This window comes from Sphingomonas sp. 3P27F8 (assembly GCF_005502745.1).
Classification (GTDB): domain Bacteria; phylum Pseudomonadota; class Alphaproteobacteria; order Sphingomonadales; family Sphingomonadaceae; genus Sphingomonas.
On record NZ_SCNL01000019.1, the window covers coordinates 1 to 18,622 of the forward strand.

At 65.0% G+C, this 18,622-nt stretch carries 14 protein-coding genes and 2 pseudogenes; 7 read left to right on the forward strand and 9 right to left on the reverse strand.

Annotation, left to right across the window (positions count from 1 at the left end; translation table 11 throughout):
- The first annotated feature begins 198 nt into the window (after positions 1–198).
- Positions 199–1,116, forward strand: coding sequence for a LysR family transcriptional regulator (locus FFS35_RS17435; RefSeq protein WP_137788166.1), 918 nt, complete (start codon positions 199–201; stop codon positions 1,114–1,116).
- A 169-nt stretch (positions 1,117–1,285) separates the two neighbouring features.
- On the opposite strand, the gene FFS35_RS17440 is transcribed toward FFS35_RS17435, so the two are convergent.
- Positions 1,286–3,733: a PAS domain-containing protein gene (locus FFS35_RS17440; RefSeq protein ID WP_249341718.1), complete on the reverse strand. Its 2,448-nt coding sequence runs from the start codon at positions 3,731–3,733 to the stop codon at positions 1,286–1,288.
- 464 nt (positions 3,734–4,197) lie between these two features.
- The gene (locus FFS35_RS17445; RefSeq protein ID WP_249341727.1) at positions 4,198–4,782 is read right to left on the reverse strand and encodes a DUF3833 family protein; all 585 of its coding nucleotides are present in this window, start codon (positions 4,780–4,782) and stop codon (positions 4,198–4,200) included.
- A 160-nt stretch (positions 4,783–4,942) separates the two neighbouring features.
- Between FFS35_RS17445 and FFS35_RS17450 the strand changes: the two are divergent.
- Together FFS35_RS17450 and FFS35_RS17455 are read left to right on the forward strand one after the other, a co-directional pair.
- A pseudogene (locus FFS35_RS17450) lies at positions 4,943–5,095 on the forward strand (integrase core domain-containing protein); the annotation flags it as partial.
- 31 nt (positions 5,096–5,126) lie between these two features.
- Positions 5,127–5,291 (forward strand): SDR family oxidoreductase, encoded by a 165-nt coding sequence (locus FFS35_RS17455; RefSeq protein WP_283214577.1) that lies wholly within the window; start codon positions 5,127–5,129, stop codon positions 5,289–5,291.
- A gap of 101 nt (positions 5,292–5,392) precedes the next feature.
- Here the strand turns inward: FFS35_RS17455 and FFS35_RS17460 are convergent, their stop codons facing one another.
- Positions 5,393–6,013, reverse strand: coding sequence for a TetR/AcrR family transcriptional regulator (locus FFS35_RS17460; protein ID WP_249341719.1), 621 nt, complete (start codon positions 6,011–6,013; stop codon positions 5,393–5,395).
- Between the two features lie 57 nt (positions 6,014–6,070).
- On the opposite strand from FFS35_RS17460, the gene FFS35_RS17465 reads away from it, so the two are divergent.
- Together FFS35_RS17465 and FFS35_RS17470 are read left to right on the forward strand one after the other, a co-directional pair.
- Positions 6,071–6,526, forward strand: coding sequence for a nuclear transport factor 2 family protein (locus FFS35_RS17465; RefSeq protein ID WP_249341720.1), 456 nt, complete (start codon positions 6,071–6,073; stop codon positions 6,524–6,526).
- The gene (locus FFS35_RS17470) at positions 6,519–7,361 is read left to right on the forward strand and encodes an NmrA family NAD(P)-binding protein (RefSeq protein ID WP_137788168.1); all 843 of its coding nucleotides are present in this window, start codon (positions 6,519–6,521) and stop codon (positions 7,359–7,361) included. Before FFS35_RS17465 ends, FFS35_RS17470 begins: the two co-directional genes overlap by 8 nt.
- Before the next feature lie 465 nt (positions 7,362–7,826).
- On the opposite strand, the gene FFS35_RS17475 is transcribed toward FFS35_RS17470, so the two are convergent.
- Complete coding sequence (locus FFS35_RS17475; RefSeq protein ID WP_137788169.1) at positions 7,827–8,285, reverse strand: Lrp/AsnC family transcriptional regulator; 459 nt, start codon at positions 8,283–8,285, stop codon at positions 7,827–7,829.
- A 108-nt stretch (positions 8,286–8,393) separates the two neighbouring features.
- Between FFS35_RS17475 and putA the strand changes: the two genes are divergently transcribed.
- Positions 8,394–12,014, forward strand: a complete 3,621-nt coding sequence (gene putA, locus FFS35_RS17480) for a trifunctional transcriptional regulator/proline dehydrogenase/L-glutamate gamma-semialdehyde dehydrogenase (protein WP_137788170.1) — start codon at positions 8,394–8,396, stop codon at positions 12,012–12,014.
- A gap of 342 nt (positions 12,015–12,356) precedes the next feature.
- Positions 12,357–12,977: pseudogene (locus FFS35_RS17485) on the forward strand (M23 family metallopeptidase); the annotation flags it as partial.
- A gap of 273 nt (positions 12,978–13,250) precedes the next feature.
- Here FFS35_RS17485 and FFS35_RS17490 read toward each other — a convergent pair.
- From FFS35_RS17490 to kdpF, 5 genes are read right to left on the reverse strand one after another with little or no spacing between them, the layout of a single operon-like run.
- Positions 13,251–13,940, reverse strand: coding sequence for a response regulator transcription factor (locus tag FFS35_RS17490; RefSeq protein ID WP_171007674.1), 690 nt, complete (start codon positions 13,938–13,940; stop codon positions 13,251–13,253).
- 10 nt (positions 13,941–13,950) lie between these two features.
- The gene (gene kdpC, locus FFS35_RS17495) at positions 13,951–14,538 is read right to left on the reverse strand and encodes a potassium-transporting ATPase subunit KdpC (protein WP_137788172.1); all 588 of its coding nucleotides are present in this window, start codon (positions 14,536–14,538) and stop codon (positions 13,951–13,953) included.
- 11 nt (positions 14,539–14,549) lie between these two features.
- Positions 14,550–16,577: a potassium-transporting ATPase subunit KdpB gene (gene kdpB, locus FFS35_RS17500; RefSeq protein ID WP_137788173.1), complete on the reverse strand. Its 2,028-nt coding sequence runs from the start codon at positions 16,575–16,577 to the stop codon at positions 14,550–14,552.
- A 13-nt stretch (positions 16,578–16,590) separates the two neighbouring features.
- Positions 16,591–18,294, reverse strand: coding sequence for a potassium-transporting ATPase subunit KdpA (gene kdpA / locus FFS35_RS17505; protein ID WP_137788174.1), 1,704 nt, complete (start codon positions 18,292–18,294; stop codon positions 16,591–16,593).
- A 1-nt stretch (position 18,295) separates the two neighbouring features.
- Entirely contained in the window at positions 18,296–18,385 is a 90-nt protein-coding gene (gene kdpF, locus FFS35_RS17510; protein ID WP_137788175.1) for a K(+)-transporting ATPase subunit F, read from the reverse strand.
- Positions 18,386–18,622: the final 237 nt, after the last annotated feature.

The following is an 18,622-nucleotide window of genomic DNA, read 5'->3' on the forward strand; positions in this document are numbered from 1 at the left end:
AGCTGCTCGCCCGGCAAGCCGCGCCGGCCTGATACGCGGCGCATCATTCGGTGTCCGGCATCGCCAGCCATCCGCCACGCCGATTTCGCGCAGGCCTTTTTCAACAGTCTCGATCCTTTGCGAATTTCATCGTCACGCGCATAGATGGACGGTGAAACAGCGCGGTGGAACCGGCCGCCGATGCAAAGGATCTATGCCTTGGACGCAAAAACAGCCGGCAGCGACGATCGTGCCCGATCGCTTGCCTTGTTCGCGAGCGTGGTGGAGGAAGGCAGCTTCTCCGCCGCCGGCCGTACGCTCGGGCTGACGCCATCGGCGGTGGCGCGGGCCATCGGCCGGATCGAGGCACGGCTTGGCGTGCGGCTGCTGCTACGGTCTACACGGGCGTTGACGCTGACTGCCGAGGGGCAGGCCTATCTGCTCGCGGCACGGCGGATCCTCGCCGATCTCGACGATGCCGAGCAGCAGATCGCCGACCATGGCGCGCCGCGCGGACGGCTGCGGATCAGTGCGGCGCTGGCGCATGGCCGGATGTGCGTCGTACCGCTGCTTGGCGACTTCGCGCACGCCTATCCGCACATCCTGATCGACGTGGCGCTGACCGACACGCTGGTCGACGTCGCGGCAGGACAGGCGGATGTCGCGATCCGCTTCGGCCCGCTTGCCGACAGCGGGCTGACCGCGCGCAAGCTGGGCGAGTCCGGCCGGGTGATCGTCGCCTCGCCCGGCTATCTCGCGCGTGCCGGCACCCCGCAGCTGCCGGAGGACCTGCACGCTCACAACTGCCTCAACTTCAATTTCCGCCGGGCCGAGCCGACCTGGCCGTTCCGGCGCGGCGGCGGAGATTTCACGCTGAGCGTTGAGGGCGGTATCATCGCTAACAATGGCGAGACGCTGGGCCAGCTCGCTGCCGCCGGGGTCGGCATCACCCGCGTCGGCCGCTTCAGCGTCGCAGCCGAGATCGCGGACGGGCGGCTCGTCCCACTGCTGGAAGATTACAATCCAGGCGACGTCGAACTGATCCACGCGGTCTTCGTCGGTGGCTTCGTTATCCCTGCGCGGGTGCGCGTGTTCGTCGACTTCCTCGTCGAGCGGCTCGCCGGCAAGACGGTTTAGCCGGGTCTGCCAGCCCGTCCCTCGCGGGGAACGAGAGCCGCGGGCGTCCTTCCCGGACGACCAGAGGTTCGGTTATTCGATTTGGCGGTGGCAGAGGCGCCTTTTTCAAGCTGCACTAACGGAAACGATGAGAATCTCTACTCTGCGCCCTCGACGTGAAGCGACAAACTCAACTCTCGATCAACTCGGTCACGCGGCTGGCAAGCGTTTTCATTGCGAATGGCTTGGTTATCATTGCCATGCCGGGTTCCAAAAAACCCGACGCCAGAGCCGCATTCTCTGCGTAGCCGGTCATGAACAGGATTTTTAGGCCAGGACGAAACGCTCTCGCGGCATCTGCCAGCTGCCGCCCGTTCAGACCCGGCAGGCCGATATCGGTGACAAGCAAGTCGATATGGCGGCGGGACTGAAGTATTGACAGCCCCTCAGGCCCATTGGCGGCCTCGAGCGTTGCGTAGCCCAACTCGCCGAGCTCCTCCACGATCAGTCCGCGCACGACCCGTTCGTCCTCCACGACGAGAACAACTCCGCCAGCCTCGCTGGAGCGTGCTTGTTCGTTGGCCGCGACGCCCTCGTCCTCCAGATCAGCCCCGAAATAGCGCGGCAGATACATGGTGAAGGTTGTGCCTTCGCCGACCTCACTGCTGATCTTGGCGTGTCCTTCCGATTGATGCGCGAAACCGTAAATCATCGACAGGCCGAGCCCGGTGCCTTGTCCAATCGGCTTGGTCGTGAAGAACGGTTCAAAGGCTTTCGCGATCGTGTCGGCGCTCATGCCGATCCCGGTGTCGGTCACGCTAATGCACACATACTGGCCGGGCATGACACCGCGCTGTTTGGCCTCAAGGGGCATTTCGAGATGGGCGTTCGCCGTCCGTATTGTCAGCCATCCTCCATCCGGCATGGCGTCGCGGGCGTTGATGACCAGGTTGAGCACGGCGTTCTCGAGCTGGTTCGGATCGCATCGGGTCATCCACAAGTCATCGGCCAGGGCCAACTCCATCGCGATCGTCTCGCCGATCGTCCGGCGAAGGAGATCCTCCATAGAAGCGAGCAGCGTGTTGGCGCGGACGGGCTTGGGATCGAGCGGCTGGCGTCGGGAAAAGGCCAGGAGCCTGTGGGTCAGCGCGGCAGCCCGGTTCGCAGCCGTCGTCGCGCCTGTGATGAAACGGCCAACGTCGTTGGTTCGGCCCTCGGCGATGCGGCGGCCAATAATCTCCAGACTGCCGGTAATACCCTGGAGAAGGTTATTGAAGTCGTGCGCGATCCCGCCGGTGAGCTGGCCAACGGCCTCCATCTTCTGCGCCTGCCGCAACTGATCCTCGACCAGCCGTTGCGACGTCATGTCGACACCCACCCCCGTCCGGCGAACGGGCCGTCCCGCGTCGTCGAAATAGGTGTGACCACGCGAGAGCACCCAGCGCGTTGACCCGTCGCGGTGAACGATACGGTATTCGAGCTCTAAGTCGCCTGGCTCGATCAGACCGCCCGCCATCGTGGTGCGCAGCTTCGCCCGGTCGTCCTCGTGCACGTTGGCCAGGAAATCGGCTCGAGGAATGCCCTTGGCGCCTTGGATCGGATCGATGTCGTAGAGCTCGGCGACGTTGGCGTCGCAGGTGAAGCAGTCCTTCGCGACGTCGAACGTCCAGACACCGACGCCGCCCACGGCGGAAAGGGCCAGTCGAGCGAAATCCATCGAGTCGCGCAGCTCCCGCGTTCGTTCTTCGACGCGGTGCTCTAGCTCTTCGTTGAGATGCCTGAGCGTCTCAATGGCCCGATCACGCTCCGCCGCGACGGCGCGTCTGTCCTCGACGTCGATCAATACGCCGGGGAAGCTGCGGGGGGTGCCGTCGGGATCATGATGGACACGCCCATTGGCCTCGATCCAATAATAGCGTCCGTCATTCCTGCGAACCCGATATTGGTGTGCGTAGGCACCGCTCCGGGCGATGACGTCACCAATTGCCGCGAGCAGGCCATCGCGATCGTCGGGATGAACCGTCGCGATGACCTGCTCGAGCGGAATGCCCGTTCGCCCCAGCGCGGGATCCATGCCGAAGCTGTGGGCGAATGCCGCATCGACAGTGAAGCTGTCCGTCGGAAGGTCCCAGAACCATGTTCCGATGATTGCGCCTGCGCCTAGCGCGAGCTGGACGCGTTCGGCGTTCACCCGGTCGCGCTCCTGCGCGGCGACCAGCTCGGTCGTCTCAACGGCGACATCGAGAAAGCCGATGATCCGGTCGCCGTCACGCAGCGGGCTGTACGAGAAGGTCCAATAGGTATCTTCCTCATAGCCCTTGCGGGTCATGACGAGGCGCAGGTTCTCGAGATGCACGGTCTCGCCCGCCATCGCCCGATCGACCAGCGGCTCGATGTCATTCCAGACGTCGACCCAGACCTGATCGATCGGCCGACCCAGCGCCTGCGGATGACGTTCGGCCAGGAACGGAATATAGGCTTCATTATAGAAAAAGGTGCGCTCAGGCCCCCAGACGGCGCACATGCCGAAGCCGCTCGACATCAGGATGTCGTAGGTCGTGCGGAGCGCAGGGGGCCACGACTCTTTGGGCCCGAGAGGGGTGGAAGCCCAGTCGAATTGCTCGATATACGTCGACAACCGTAGTCCTGCTCTTCATCGCAATGTGCTTGCCCAAGACCTACTACGCTAAACGTGGGAGCGCGACCCGCCATGGCCTACGAAAAGCCCCCAGCGTGAGCGGTGGCCTTGGCAGACGCTTCCGCAATCCCGCGGCCTGCTTAAACCGGACCCCGAACGGATCGAGAGGTTGACCACGACACCGACGTTCCATGTTGCCGCGAGTCTCTGATCCTTAACCGCGCCATCGCGCGTCAAACGAACGGCCATCTGTCTATCCTTATGTGCGTCAGACGCCATCAGACGTACATGAACGGATGTCTGCTTCCGGGAGACCTATCACGTCGCGTGAACGACCAGCTCTGGGTCTGCGCGATCGTCATTCAGACGCGAATTTGGGCGTTCCCGCGTGGACAAAGCGCGACCGGGGCTGAGCCCTGGCGCCAATACGAGTGACGCTGGCGACACAATGGGCCGCGATCGCATCAACGAACCTGCCGAATCGTCTCGTGCAGCGAGGCGACGGGCAGGCCGAACTTTCGCACCACCATGCGGTTCAACGCGGTATCGCCGCCAGGCTGGCGGTAGATCCATTGCTCAATTCCGAGCCCGCCCTTCGCTCGGAAGCGCAGATGCAATCGGTTGCCGGCCACGTCGGCCTCAACCGGACCGATCGCGTCGCTAAGCGACACCGCGAACAGGCCACCGCCGAGGTCGCGCATATGCCAGGTGCGCTCGCGCGGCGGCTTGCTCCCTTCCTCTACGCGTTGAATGAGAACTAGCGTACCGTCGGGTTCGACCCGGCCATCGCTGACGACATGGACCCGGCGTGCGTGTGATAGGGTCACACGCAGAATGCCCTCGCCGACGGTATGTCCGGTGAAGAAGGCTAACGGCGCAAATACAGGGGCGGGGGCGGCAAGCTTCGTCGATGGGCCGATCGAGGCGCACGCGCTGATTAGCGCGGTCAGGGTAGATAGCCCGACTGCTCGACACCATTTCCCCACATCATAGAACAGCGGTTTGACGGGACACAGGCGGAACGTCGAGCGTAAAAGCAGTGATGTCATCCCCGACAAACTCCCGCGCGAGGGAGTCGCTCCCAATTTGAAAACGTCGCCGAGCGGATGAACCAGTGGCCGAAGGCGGGAGTAAGCTGGTGTTCTCGGGACGATTGCATTTGGGTCTCCACAATCGCCGAGCGGCTGGCTGCCACATGACCGATCTCGCTTGCTCAGCGACGACGGCACCGAACTGACCAGGCATGCCGTGCCCGCCTGGTGTCGAAACACAGGCGTCGAGTGGCATTACATCGCGCCCGGCAAGCCGCAGCAGAACGGCTTCGTGGAATCGTTCAATGGCCGCTTGCGCGATGAATGCCTCATCTGTTCCCCTAGCTGGCTGCGGCGCGGTGATGGAAGCGTCGCCGGCAAAGCGAATGGCCCCGCCCGAGAAGATCGCGGAGGCCGCAGCGTTCCTGCTAGGCCCAACGGCCGGGTTCATCACCGGCAGCGACCTGCTGATCGATGGCGGCGTGATCGCGGCGATGCGCGCCGGCAAGCTGCCGGTGCCTGCCTGACCCGCGCCCGCCCCTTTCCAATCTTCGAGGAGCATCATCATGGAAATGCGATCGGCAGCGTCACCTTCCCGCTACGGGTTCGTTTTCGAGATGACGGATGATCATCCCTGACCGCGCAGCGCAGCAGTGATCATCCGGGCAAGCCGCTCTATATGCGCCCGGTCTGATCGCCCGCCCAGAACCGCCAATCGCCAGTATAGCGGGGCCGCAATGAGATCGGCTGCGGTTCCACGATCGATCGATGGGGCTAACTCCCCCCGCGCGATCGCGCGGTCGATCAATGCGTCAATCCTTTCTCGCCGCGCGCGCTGGAACGGTCGTATGGCTCGCTCCAGCGCCGGGGTCCGTTCGATCTCTGCGTGAAGATCCATGAGGATGCGCTTCACCGCGCGGTGTCGAAGCACTCGTCGAATAGCGAACAGCGTCGCTTTCAGATCGTCTTCCAGCGATCCCTGCGCATCGACATCGGTGATCGTCAGCCCAACGCGCGACAGGAGATAACTCGCCATTGCAGCTTTTTCAGGCCACCGCCGATAGAGCGCGGCCTTTCCGACACCGGCCGATCGCGCGACGCGCTCAAGGCTCAGGCCCGAATAGCCTGTGCGCGCCCACTCCTGGAAAAAGGCGCGTGTCAGCGCCTCGGTCACCTCGACGCGCATGACAGCCGCACCACTTGGCGCGCGCGCTTGCGAATTTTCTTCGTCGGAACGTTTGCGTTCCATCGTGTCCTGCCTATGTAACGACGGAACGGTGGCGTTCCATCGGCTTGGAGATAATGCATGACCGAAAATATTCAAAGCTTCTCATCCATGCTCCGTCAGGCGCTGGGCGACAGGATCGACGCTGATGCCACAACCTTCGTTGAGATGATGGCTGACGACGGAGTGATGGAATTTCCTTATGCGCCAGCAGGGCTGGCCACCCGCCTGGAGGGCCGCGCCGCCATTGCCGGCCATCTTGAGGAGGCGGGCAAGATGATCGCCTTCGATCGCATGGGGGAGCCTGTCGTTCATCCATCGACCGATCCCGATATCGTGGTTCTGGAGTTCGAAGGCTTCGGGCGCGGCGTGACGACCGGTGAGCCATATGACCAAAGCTACATCTCGGTGATCCGCACGTCGGGCGGGCGCATCGTCCACTATCGCGATTACTGGAATCCGCTCGTCGCGCTGCGGGCAACGAAGGGTGCAGCGCTGATCGATGCGCTCGTTGCCGGAAAGGCCGATCATGCGTGATCGGATCCTGGTTACAGGCGGCACCGGCACGACGGGCCGATCGGTTGCGGAGCAGCTGGTGGCCGGCGGGGCGGAGGCGCGCATAGCGACCCGGCGTCCGTCAGCGCCCGATCAGGTCCGGTTCGATTGGGAGGATACGACGACTTATGGTCCGGCGCTCGATGGCGTAAGCTCGGTCTATCTCGTCGCGCCCACCGACCGGACGGAGCATCTGCCAGTCATGCTCCCGTTTCTGGAGCAGGCGGTGGCGCAGGCGACGGGGCGATTGGTGCTGCTGAGTGCTTCGTCCCTGGCCGAGGGTGGGCCGATGATGGGCGAGGTGCATGCCTGGGTCCACGCCCATGCGCCGCGCTGGACGGTGCTGCGCCCGAGCTGGTTCATGCAGAACTTCACGACTCAGCATCTGTCGTCGATACTCGATGAAGGCCGCATCTATTCCGCAACGCAGGACGGCCGCGTGCCGTTCATCGATGCGACGGACATCGCCGCCGTGGCGGTCCGGGCGCTGACCGACCCGGCGCTTGGCTCCGGCGAGCACGTGCTGACCGGGCCGCGAGCGCTCACCTATGACGAGGTGGCGCACGCGATCACCGCGGCGAGCGGTCGTCCCGTGGGTCATCACCGCCTCTCGACGGACGAACTGACGGATCGCTACGCCAGCTTTGGCATCCCGCGCGATTACGCATCGAAGCTTGCCGCCATGGACGATGCCATTGCGCATGGCGTCGAGGATCGGACGACCGACGAGGTCGAGCGGTTGAGCGGGCGGCCCGCGAACGATCTTGTATCCTTTTTGACGAGACAGCGTGCAATCTTGGGTGGGGATCCGGCCTGATCTGCCGAAACAAGCAAACCCGGCAATATTTCTTTCCTGCGCCTCATCCCACCGTTCACCCGTCACTGACCGGATAGGGCTTTCCCACTACACCATCGTGTTCGGGGAAAAGGCGGTACCCCGGCATGTCGGCTACCGCTATCGGCGTTCCCGTAAGCGGTCGTTCCGCCCCCCCAGTGCCAGACGTTCGGTCATTCGATTTGGCGGTGGAAGAGGCGCCTTTTTCAAGCTGAACGAACAGCAAGAATCGGGAAGTGTTAATGCTGCGCCGAATGACCGCATTTGGGTCTTGCACCGCCTTCGGCGTTCCGCTGCGTGGCGCTCAAGCACTTGTCTACCTGTACCCCGTATTTTACCACTCGCTGACAGACGAGCTGTGTGGCGACGTAACATCAATGCCTTAGCGCGTGGAAAAATTAGGTCAGGAATCTGTCTCCGACCATCCCGTGTTTCGTTTGCAAGAGATCACATCGAGGCTTCGCGAATCGTTTCCATCGCAACGAATGTCGATGTGCTGGCCACATGCGGCAGGCTGGAGATACGCTCACCCAGCACGACGCGATAGCGCCGGATGTCCGCCGTGCGGACCTTGAGCAGATAATCGAAGCTGCTCGCGATCATATGGCATTCCTCCACCTCGGGGATCTTCAGGACCGCGCGGCGGAACTCCTCCAGCGCGGCTTCGCGCGTGTCCGACAGTTTGACTTCGGCAAAGGCGATGTGATCCAGCCCAAGCTTGGTCGCATCGATCACCGCGCGGAAGCCGCGGATATAGCCATCATGGATCAATCGCCGAAGCCGGATCTGGCACGGGGTTTTCGACAGGCCGACTCTTCCGGCGAGCTCGGTCACGGACATCCGTCCGTCGTCGCGTAACGCTTCGATGATGCGCTGGTCGAATGGGTCGATCGGACTATCTTTCAATGCTATCTAGCCTGTTTAACTCAAAGCATCAGCTTCAATTAGTTCAGATGGTCCTGATTTGATCGATCATCAGGCGGATTGCTATCGAATAATCTGCTACCGGACGGCATGACAAACGCTACCTCGCCGCTGTTCGCAGATTTCGCCCCGTCCGTTCGTGCACAGTCTGCGCTGCGCGAAGCGATCACCGCCGCCTATCGCCGGCCCGAGGTGGAATGCGTGCGAGCGCTGATGGAAGATGCGACATTGGCCCCGTGGATGGTGGTCGAGGCAGAACGCACTGCGACCGCGCTCATCACGGCGCTGCGCGCCAAGCGCAAGGGCGACGGGGTCGAGGGCCTCGTTCAGGAATATGCGCTGTCGAGCCAGGAGGGCGTGGCGCTGATGTGCCTTGCCGAAGCGTTACTGCGCATCCCCGATGATGCGACGCGTGACGCGCTGATCCGTGACAAGATCGCCGGCGGGGACTGGCGCGCGCATGTGGGGGACGGACGCTCGCTGTTCGTCAATGCGGCGACATGGGGCCTTGTCGTCACCGGCAAGCTGACCAGCAGTGTCAACGACAGCGGTCTTGGCGCTGCGCTGACCCGGCTGATCGCGCGCGCCGGAGAGCCGGTGATCCGGCGCGGGGTGGACATGGCGATGCGGATGATGGGCGAACAGTTCGTCACCGGGGAGACGATCGAACAGGCGGTGAAGCGGGCGAAAGCACTGGAGGCGCGAGGCTTCCAGTACAGTTACGACATGCTGGGCGAAGCAGCCACGACGGCTGCGGATGCGGACCGCTACTACCGCGATTACGAAAAGGCGATCGACGCGATCGGCAATGCTTCGGGCGGGCGCGGCGTCTATGGCGGGCCGGGCATCTCGATCAAGCTATCCGCGCTGCACCCGCGCTATTCGCGCGCCCAGGCGGCACGGGTAATGGGCGAGTTGCTGCCGCGCGTGAAAGCGCTGGCTGCCATGGCGAAAGGCCATGACATCGGCTTCAACATCGACGCGGAAGAGGCCGACCGGCTGGAGCTCTCGCTCGACCTGCTCGAAAGCCTTGCCCTCGATCCCGAACTCGCTGGCTGGAATGGACTCGGATTTGTGGTGCAGGGCTATGGCAAGCGCTGTCCGTTCGTGATCGACTGGCTTGTCGATCTGGCGCGGCGGAGCGGGCGGCGGATCATGGTTCGGCTCGTGAAGGGAGCTTATTGGGACGCGGAGATCAAGCGCGCCCAGGTGGACGGCCTTTCAGACTTCCCGGTTTATACCCGCAAGATCCACACAGACGTTGCCTATATCGCCTGTGCGCGCAAATTGCTGGCCGCGACGGACCACGTCTTCCCGCAGTTCGCGACGCACAATGCGCAAACGCTGGCGACGATATACCAGATGGCCGGGCCGGATTTCTCGATCGGCCGCTACGAGTTTCAGTGCCTCCACGGCATGGGCGAGCCGCTCTATGACGAGGTTGTCGGAAAGGATAAGCTCGATCGACCGTGCCGCATTTATGCACCGGTGGGGACGCATGAGACGCTTCTCGCTTATCTCGTCCGCCGGCTGCTGGAGAATGGCGCGAACTCCTCGTTCGTGAATCGAATCGCAGACCCGGAAGTGTCTATTGCGGAACTGGTCGCCGATCCGGTGGCGGCGGTGCGCGCGATGCCAGTGCCGGGGCAAAAGCATCCGCAGATCGCGTTGCCGCGTGAGTTGTATGGTGCGCGGCTCAATTCAGCGGGGCTCGATCTTAGCGACGAAGGCGTACTCGCGGAACTTGGTGAAACGATGCGGGCCAGCGCGACCTACGCCTGGCGCGCGGCGGCGGCGGACGGCGTGGGCGCGCCGCGCAAGATACTAAATCCGGCCGATCATCGCGATGTTGTGGGAACGGTGATCGAGGTCTCCGTGGAACAGGCGCGCGAAGCTGCGGCGCGGGCAGTGGGGGCCGCAAAGGCATGGGCGGCAGTATCGCCGGGGGACCGCGCTGGCTGTCTCGATCGCGCGGCGGATATCATGCAGGATCGCATGCCCACCCTGCTTGGTCTGATAGTGCGCGAGGCGGGCAAGTCTCTGCCCAACGCCATCGCCGAGGTGCGCGAGGCAATCGATTTCCTTCGCTATTATGCCGAACAGGCACGGCGCACGCTGGGGCCGGTGCATGGTGCGCTCGGGCCGGTCGCGTGCATCAGCCCGTGGAACTTCCCGCTAGCAATCTTCACCGGGCAAATTGCCGCCGCACTCGTCGCAGGCAATCCGGTGCTCGCCAAGCCGGCAGAGGAAACGCCGCTGATCGCCGCACAGGGCGTCGCGATCCTGCACGAGGCGGGCGTACCCGCGGACGCGCTGCAACTCCTGCCCGGCGATGGCGAGATCGGTGCGGCGCTGGTCGCGGCACCCGAAACAGCGGGGGTAATGTTTACTGGATCGACTGAGGTAGCGCGACTGATCCAGCGCGAACTGGCCGGCCGACTTTCACAAGATGGCCATCCGATTCCGTTGATCGCCGAGACAGGCGGGCAGAATGCGATGATCGTCGATTCCTCCGCGCTTGCCGAACAGGTGGTGGCAGATGTGATCGCGTCCGCCTTCGACAGTGCTGGCCAGCGCTGTTCGGCGCTGCGCATCCTGTGTCTTCAGGAGGATGTGGCCGATCGCACGCTGGCGATGATCAAGGGCGCGCTGCACGAGTTGTCGATAGGGCGGACCGATCGGCTGGCGGTCGATATCGGCCCGGTCATCACCGCTGAGGCGCAGGCGACTATCGAGCGACATATCGAGCGGATGCGCAAGCTCGGCCGGCAGGTGGAGCAGATCGCGCTCGCAGGCGAGACCGCGCACGGCACGTTTGTGCCACCGACGATCATCGAGCTTGACGATATCGCCGATCTGCAGCGCGAGGTGTTCGGCCCGGTGCTGCATGTCGTGCGCTATCGGCGCAACGGGCTGGATCGGCTGATCGATGCGATCAACGCCACCGGTTACGGCCTCACGTTCGGTCTGCATACGCGGCTTGACGAAACGATCGCGCATGTGACCCAACGGGTGCGGGCAGGCAATCTCTATATCAACCGCAACGTGATTGGCGCGGTGGTGGGATTGCAGCCATTCGGTGGACGCGGCCTTTCAGGAACGGGGCCGAAGGCGGGAGGCCCGCTCTATCTCGGGCGGCTGGTGACGCGTATCCCTGTGCCGCCGCAGCTTTCGTCGAACAACGGCGATCCGGCCGCGCGCGATCTGGCGCTGTGGCTTGAGGAGATGGGCGACGCCGTGGCGGCAGGCCATGTGCGCGACGCGATCCGCGCGTCATTGCTCGGCGTTGAAGTGGAACTTCCCGGCCCGGTCGGTGAGCGCAATCTGTACGCGCTTCACCCGCGCGGCCGGATTCTGCTGGTGCCGGAAACGCGCGACGGGTTCGTCGCGCAACTTGGTGCCGCGCTTGCCGGCGGCAATCAAGTGGTGGCCGCTGGCGAGGCCGGACGGCTCTCCGGTCTGCCGCAATCGGTGTCGCGTCGCGTGGAGTGGGTTGCGGATTGGGCGAAGGCAGGGCCCTTCGCGGGCGCCCTGATCGAGGGCGACACCGAAAGGCTCCGTGGCGTGCTATCCACCCTGGCCGAACTGCCCGGTCCGATCGTGCTTCCGCAGGCCGGAAGCTATCGGCTCGACTGGCTGGTGGAGGAGGTGTCCACCTCGATCAACACGACGGCGGCAGGGGGTAATGCGAGCCTGATGGCAATGGTGTAAGCCGATTCATCCCCGGTTCAAACAGCCAAACTCAGGCATTTGAACGCATGTTATAACGACTCGACGTGCGTTCGACCCGCCCCGACGCGACCAAGGGCGTGATCTATTGCGTATCTTTACCGGTCCGAGCCAGAAAGCGTCGTCCGGGGCGCGGGGGTGCGATCCAGACAAGAGATAATAGCGCCGGGTCGCCTCGGCGGTGGTCGATCAACTGTCGCTCGTCGGGGTCTGATGTCGCAATTTTCTTCAACGCAGCTTACCCGGGGCCTTGGTCGGGCTATCCTGACCGCAATCGCCTCCCTGTCGCTGGCCGGTCATGCCAGCGCGGCGCCCGAAGCGGCCCAGAAGCCTGCCGTAGGCGGCCCGCTTCTTGCCGCCAGCAGCGTGGAAGCCTCGAGCGAAATGAGCGGCGAGGCGCAGTTCCGCTCGCTCTTCATGACGTGGAAGAAGATGGACACGATGGAGCAGGGGCAGGGCGCGATCGCCATCCCCTCCGTCCAGCCGGTCGCGCACCTCAATTTCTCCAGCAATTTCGGCGTGCGCAGCGACCCGTTCCGTGGCACCGCCGCGATGCATGCCGGCGTCGATATCCCCGGCCCGGTCGGCACGCCGATCTATGCCACCGCCGATGGCGTGGTGAGCCATGCCGAGCGGCTTGGCGGCTATGGCAACATGGTCGAGATCAACCACGGCAAGGGCATCGCGACCCGTTATGGCCACCTTTCCAAGATCCTGGTCGGCGACAACATGCGCGTGAAGCGCGGGCAATTGATCGCGCTGATGGGCTCGACGGGTCGCTCCACCGGGCCGCACCTTCATTATGAGGTGCGCATCGACGGACACGCGGTGAACCCGGTGCCGTTCCTCACCACCGCCGATTATCTGCTCACCGCGCAGGACAGCAGCGTAAAGCAGATCCCGGTCGTCACCACCGGCCCGGCGCCACTGGATACCGTGGACTGAGCGAAACCGCCGACCGGCCTCGGCAGATATTCGCTGCCCGGTTCGTTCACGCTGAACCGCGACCGCGCCTGATCGCCTTTTATGGCGGATACAAGTCGCCCCCAGCCGGGCCGTGCCGCTCGATAAGCTGACTGAGTGCCAGCGCCTGACGACCGCCAACCCAATCCGTTATGATGACGTGCGGCTGTGCGGGATCGCTTTATCGAAGCAAATCTCGGTCACCCCTGGCGGATCGACGCCGCCGGACAAACGTGAGCGAGCGAGCAAGACGGCCTAACCGGTCGCCAGCCGGTATCCGATACCCAGTTCGTTGACGATCAGGCGCGGCTGGGCGGGATCGCTTTCCAGTTTGGCGCGCAGCGCGCGGATCACGATGCGCAGATATTCCACATGATCCTCCTGCGCCGGCCCCCATACGGTGCGCAGCAATTGCGCATGGCTGATGACGCGATCGGGATGGCGCGCCAGTTCGGCCAGCACCCCGAATTCCTTCGGCGTCAGATGAACGTCGATGCCGTCGCGCCGGACGCGGCGGCGGGCGAGGTCGATCGATACCGGCCCCGCCTCCAGTTCGTCGTTCGCCGCCGTGCCCGCGCGACGATGGCGCAGCGCGGTGCGGATGCGGGCGAGCAGCTCCTCGGTATCGAACGGCTTGGTGATATAATCGTCGGCGCCCAGATCGAGCGCGGCGACCTTCTCCTCCGTCTCGTTGCGGGCGGAGACGACCAGCAGCACCATATCCCCGCGCGCCTTGATGAGCTGCACCAGCTCAAGCCCGTCCCGATCGGGCAGGCCCAGATCGAGCAGCACCGCATCGGGCCGCTCGATATCGACGAGGCTCATCGCCTCGCGCGCCGTCGCGGCCTGGCTGGCGCGATAGCCCGCCCGCGTCAGCGCCGCATGAAGCAGGCGGCGGATCGCGGCATCATCCTCGATCAGCAGGACGCGGGCGGCATTGATCATCGCCACCGTGTTAGGGGCGCGGCGCGGCCGCGTCGAGCGCGCGGTTGAGCGCCAGCACGTTGACGCGCGGCTCGCCGATGAAGCCGAGCAGCGGTTGTCGCACGTGCCGCTCCACCAGCGCGCGGACGGTGGCAAAGCCGATGCCGCGCGCGGCCGCCACGCGCGGCGCCTGATAAAAAGCCGCCTCGGGGCTGATATCGGGATCGAGACCCGAGGCGGAGGCTGTCACCAGATCGGCAGGAGGAGCCAATACGTCCGGTGAATGGCGATTGCTGGAGATGTCGGCCTTCAGGCGATCGGCGAGCGGCTTTGCGGCAGGGCCGAAGTTCGAGCCGGAGGAAGCCAGCGCATCATATCCCTTGCCGGCAGCGGACGGGCGGCCGTGGAAATAACCGGGCTGTGCGAATTGCTGCCCCAGGATCGCGGAGCCGATCGCCTGGCCCTTCGTGTCCGTCACGATGCTGCCGTTCGCCTGCCACGGAAAGGCGAGCTGCGCGATGCCGGTGATGAGCGCCGGATAGGCGAGCCCGAGCAGCGCGGCGAACAGCACGGTGAGCACGAGCGCGGGGCGCAGGCCGGATTTGATGTCGTTGAGCATGGGACTGTCCCTCAGGCGAGATGGAGCGCGCTGACCGCGAGATCGATCAGCTTGATGCCGGCGAATGGCGCGAGCAGGCCGCCGACGCCGTAGATGGCAAGATTGCGCGCCAGCAGCGGGCCGGCGCCCATCGGCTTGTACGTCACGCCCCGCAGCGCGAGCGGCACCAGCGCCGGAATGATGAGCGCGTTGAAGATGATCGCGGAGAGGATCGCGCTCTGCGGGCTTGAAAGGTGCATCACGTTGAGCACGCCAAGGCCGGGATAGAGCGCCACGAACATCGCCGGGATGATCGCGAAATATTTCGCGACATCATTGGCGACGGAGAAGGTGGTGAGCGCGCCGCGCGTCATCAGCAATTGCTTGCCGAGCCCGACGATCTCGATCAGCTTCGTGGGATCGCTATCCAGATCCACCATGTTGCCGGCCTCACGCGCGGCCTGCGTGCCGGTGTTCATGGCGACCCCCACATCCGCCTGGGCGAGGGCGGGGGCATCGTTGGTGCCATCGCCGCACATCGCGACGAGCTTGCCGCCCTGCTGCTCCTTGCGGATCAGCGCCAGCTTGTCCTCCGGCGTCGCTTCGGCGAGGAAATCGTCCACGCCGGCCTCGGCGGCGATGGCGGCGGCGGTGAGGGGGTTGTCGCCGGTAATCATCACCGTGCGGATGCCCATGCGGCGCAGCTCGGCGAACCGTTCCCGGACGCCCGCCTTCACCACGTCCTTCAGCGCGACCGCGCCCATCAGCCGCCCATCGCGGACCACGGCGAGCGGGGTCTGGCCGGCGCGCGCGATCTCGTCGGTCGCGCGGCGCAGCTCGGCGGCGGCGACGCTGGCGGCGAGATCGGGGTAGGCGCGCAGGATCGAATCGACCGCACCCTTCTGAACAAGGCCGCCGTCGAAGCTGAGCCCGGAAAGCCGGGTCTGGGCGGTGAAGGGGATCACCTCCGCACCCGCCGGCAGCGTCTGCGTCAGGCCGAACCTGTCGCGGGCGAGCACGACGATCGAGCGGCCCTCGGGCGTTTCATCGGCGAGGCTGGCGAACAGCGCCGCTTCCGCCAGCGTGCGCTCGTCCACCCCGGTGACGGGGCTGAACGCGCTGGCCTGGCGATCGCCGATCGTGATCGTGCCGGTCTTGTCGAGCAGCAGCACGTCGCAGTCGCCAGCGGCTTCCACGGCGCGGCCCGATTTGGCGAGCACGTTGAAGCGCACCAGCCGGTCCATGCCCGCGATGCCGATCGCGGAGAGCAGGGCGGCGATCGTGGTGGGGATCAGCGTGATGAGCAACGCCGCGAGAATCGCGACCGGAACGCTGCCGCCGGCATAGCTCGCGAAGCTCGGGATCGTGCCCACGGCGATCAGGAAGATGATCGTCAGGCCGACCAGCAGGATCGTCAGCGCCACCTCGTTCGGTGTCTTCTGCCGCTCCGCGCCCTCGACCAGCGCGATCATGCGATCGAGGAAGCCGTGGCCCGGCTCCGCGGTGATGCGCACCTTGATCTGATCGGAGATGACGCGCGTGCCCGCGGTGACGGCGGAACGATCGCCGCCCGCCTCGCGGATCACCGGGGCGCTCTCGCCGGTGATCGCCGCCTCGTTGATGCTGGCGACGCCTTCCACCACCTCGCCGTCGGCGGGAACGAGATCGCCGGTTTCCACCAGCACCAGCTCGCCCTTCTGAAGCTGCGTGGCGGGAACCAGCTCCCAGGTTTCCCCGATGCCGGAGAGGAGCTTCGCGCGCAGCTCGGACTTGGTGGCGCGCAGCGAGGCGGCCTGGGCGCGCCCGCGCCCTTCGGCCAGCGCCTCGGCGAAGGTGCCGAACAGCACCGTCAGCCACAGCCACACGATAAGCTGCGCGAGGAACCCGGTCGACACCTGCTCGCCGCCGATGGCGAGGAACAGGGTAAGCAGCAGGGCGACGCAGGCGGTGACGAACAGGATCGGGTTCTTCACCAGCGCGCGCGGATCGAGCTTGCGAAAGGCATCGCCGATCGCGGGCACCACTAACGTGGGCGAGAACATGGAGGTTGCGTTGGCCATGATGGGATAGCCCTCAGAAAAGCTGGCCGGAGACGGCGGTGAAATGATCGGCGATCGGCCCGAGCGCGAGGCCCGGCAGGAAGGTGAGGCCGCCGACGATCACGATGATCCCGACGAGCAGACCCACCCACAGCGCCCCGGTGGTGGGGAAGGAGCCAGCGCTGGCGGGCGTGTGCTTCTTGCCCGCCAGGCTGCCGGCGATCGCCAGCACCGGCACGATCATGAAGAACCGCCCCACCCACATCGCGATGCCGAGCAGGCCGTTGTAGAAGGGCGTGCCGGCGGTGAGCCCGGCGAAGGCGGAGCCGTTGTTCGCGGTAGCGGAGGAAAAGGCGTAGAGGATCTCGGAGAAGCCGTGTGGCCCCTTGTTGAGCGGCCCGGCGAGGCCGGCCTGCGCCACCGTGGCGATCGCGCTGCCGCCCAGGATCATCAGCGGCAGCACCGCGATGGCCAGCACGGCGAGCTTCACCTCGCGCGATTCGATCTTCTTGCCGACATATTCCGGCGTGCGCCCCACCATCAGACCCGCAACGAATACCGAGAGGATCGCGAACAGCAGGAAACCGTAGATGCCGGCGCCGACGCCGCCGATCACCACTTCGCCCAGTTCCATGTTGAACATCGGGATCAGCCCGCCGAGCGCGGTGAAGCTGTCGTGCATGGCATTGACCGCGCCGCACGATGCCGCCGTGGTCACCACCGCGAACAGCGCGGAGCCGACGATGCCGAAGCGGACTTCCTTGCCCTCCATATTGCCGCCGGCAAGACCGAGCTGGTGCATCAGCGGCGTGGAATGCGCCTCCATGCCATAAGACACGGCGACACCGGCAACGAACAGGATCGTCATCGCCGCGAGGATCGCCCAGCCCTGGCGCGTATCGCCCACGGCCTTGCCGAAGGTATAGGTCAGCCCCACGCCGAGGACGAAGATCGAGAGCATCTGGACGAGGTTCGTCATCGCGCTCGGGTTTTCGAACGGATGCGCGGAATTGGCGTTGAAGAATCCGCCGCCGTTGGTGCCGAGCATCTTGATCGCTTCCTGCGAGGCGACCGGGCCGAGCGCGAGCGTCTGCTTCGCGCCTTCCAGCGTATGCGTGTCGATCCCGGCGACGAAAGTCTGCGGCACGCCCGCCCAGACGAGATACAGCGCGTAGATCACGCTGATCGGCACGAGGATGTAGAGCGTCACGCGCGTCATGTCGGCCCAGAAGTTCCCGACGGTGGCGCATTCGCGCCGCGCGAAGCCGCGGAACAGCGCAAAGGCGATCGCGATGCCGGTCGCGGCCGACAGGAAATTGTGGATCGTCAGCGCGAGCATCTGGCTGAGGTTCGAAAGCGTGCTTTCGCCCGAATACCATTGCCAGTTGGTATTGGTGACGAACGAGATCGCCGTGTTCATCGCGCCGTCCGCACCGACGCCGGGCAGCTTGCCGGGATTGAGCGGCAGCACCGCCTGCGCGCGCAGCACGAAATAGGTGAGCAGCGCTGTCGCGAGCTGGAACAGCAGCATGTGCAGCGCATAGGCGCGCCAGCCCTGCTCCTTCGCGGGGTTCACGCCGGCGACGCGGTAGAAGCCGCGCTCCACCGGGCCGAGCACCGCATGGAGCGGCGTGCGCCGCCCCTCGTAAAGCGCGAAGAGCCACAGCCCGGCCGGTTTCGCGGCCAGGCCAAGAATGGCGATGAAGAGGGCGATGAGCGCCCAGCCCTGAGCCGTCATGTCAGAACCGCTCCGGCCGCACGAGAACGGCCACGAGATAGCCAAGGAGCGCGAGCGCCGTCAGGCCGGCGAGCCACAGGTGCAGCGTCATCGCGTCAGGCCGCGTCGCACAGGCGGATGAACGCCACGGTGAGCAGGAAAAGGCCGCCGAGCACGGCAAGCCACAACAGATCGGACATGGAAATGCCTCGCAAACCGCGGGATGCGGCCTCGGAGGCTCAGTTAGGAGGTCAGGGCATAAGGATGCGCGGGCGAAAGCGGGCGTTTCGCATAAGGATCGCGTAAAGATCGCGGCGCGGGGCGTGCTTTCGGCCGGATTTGCCATATG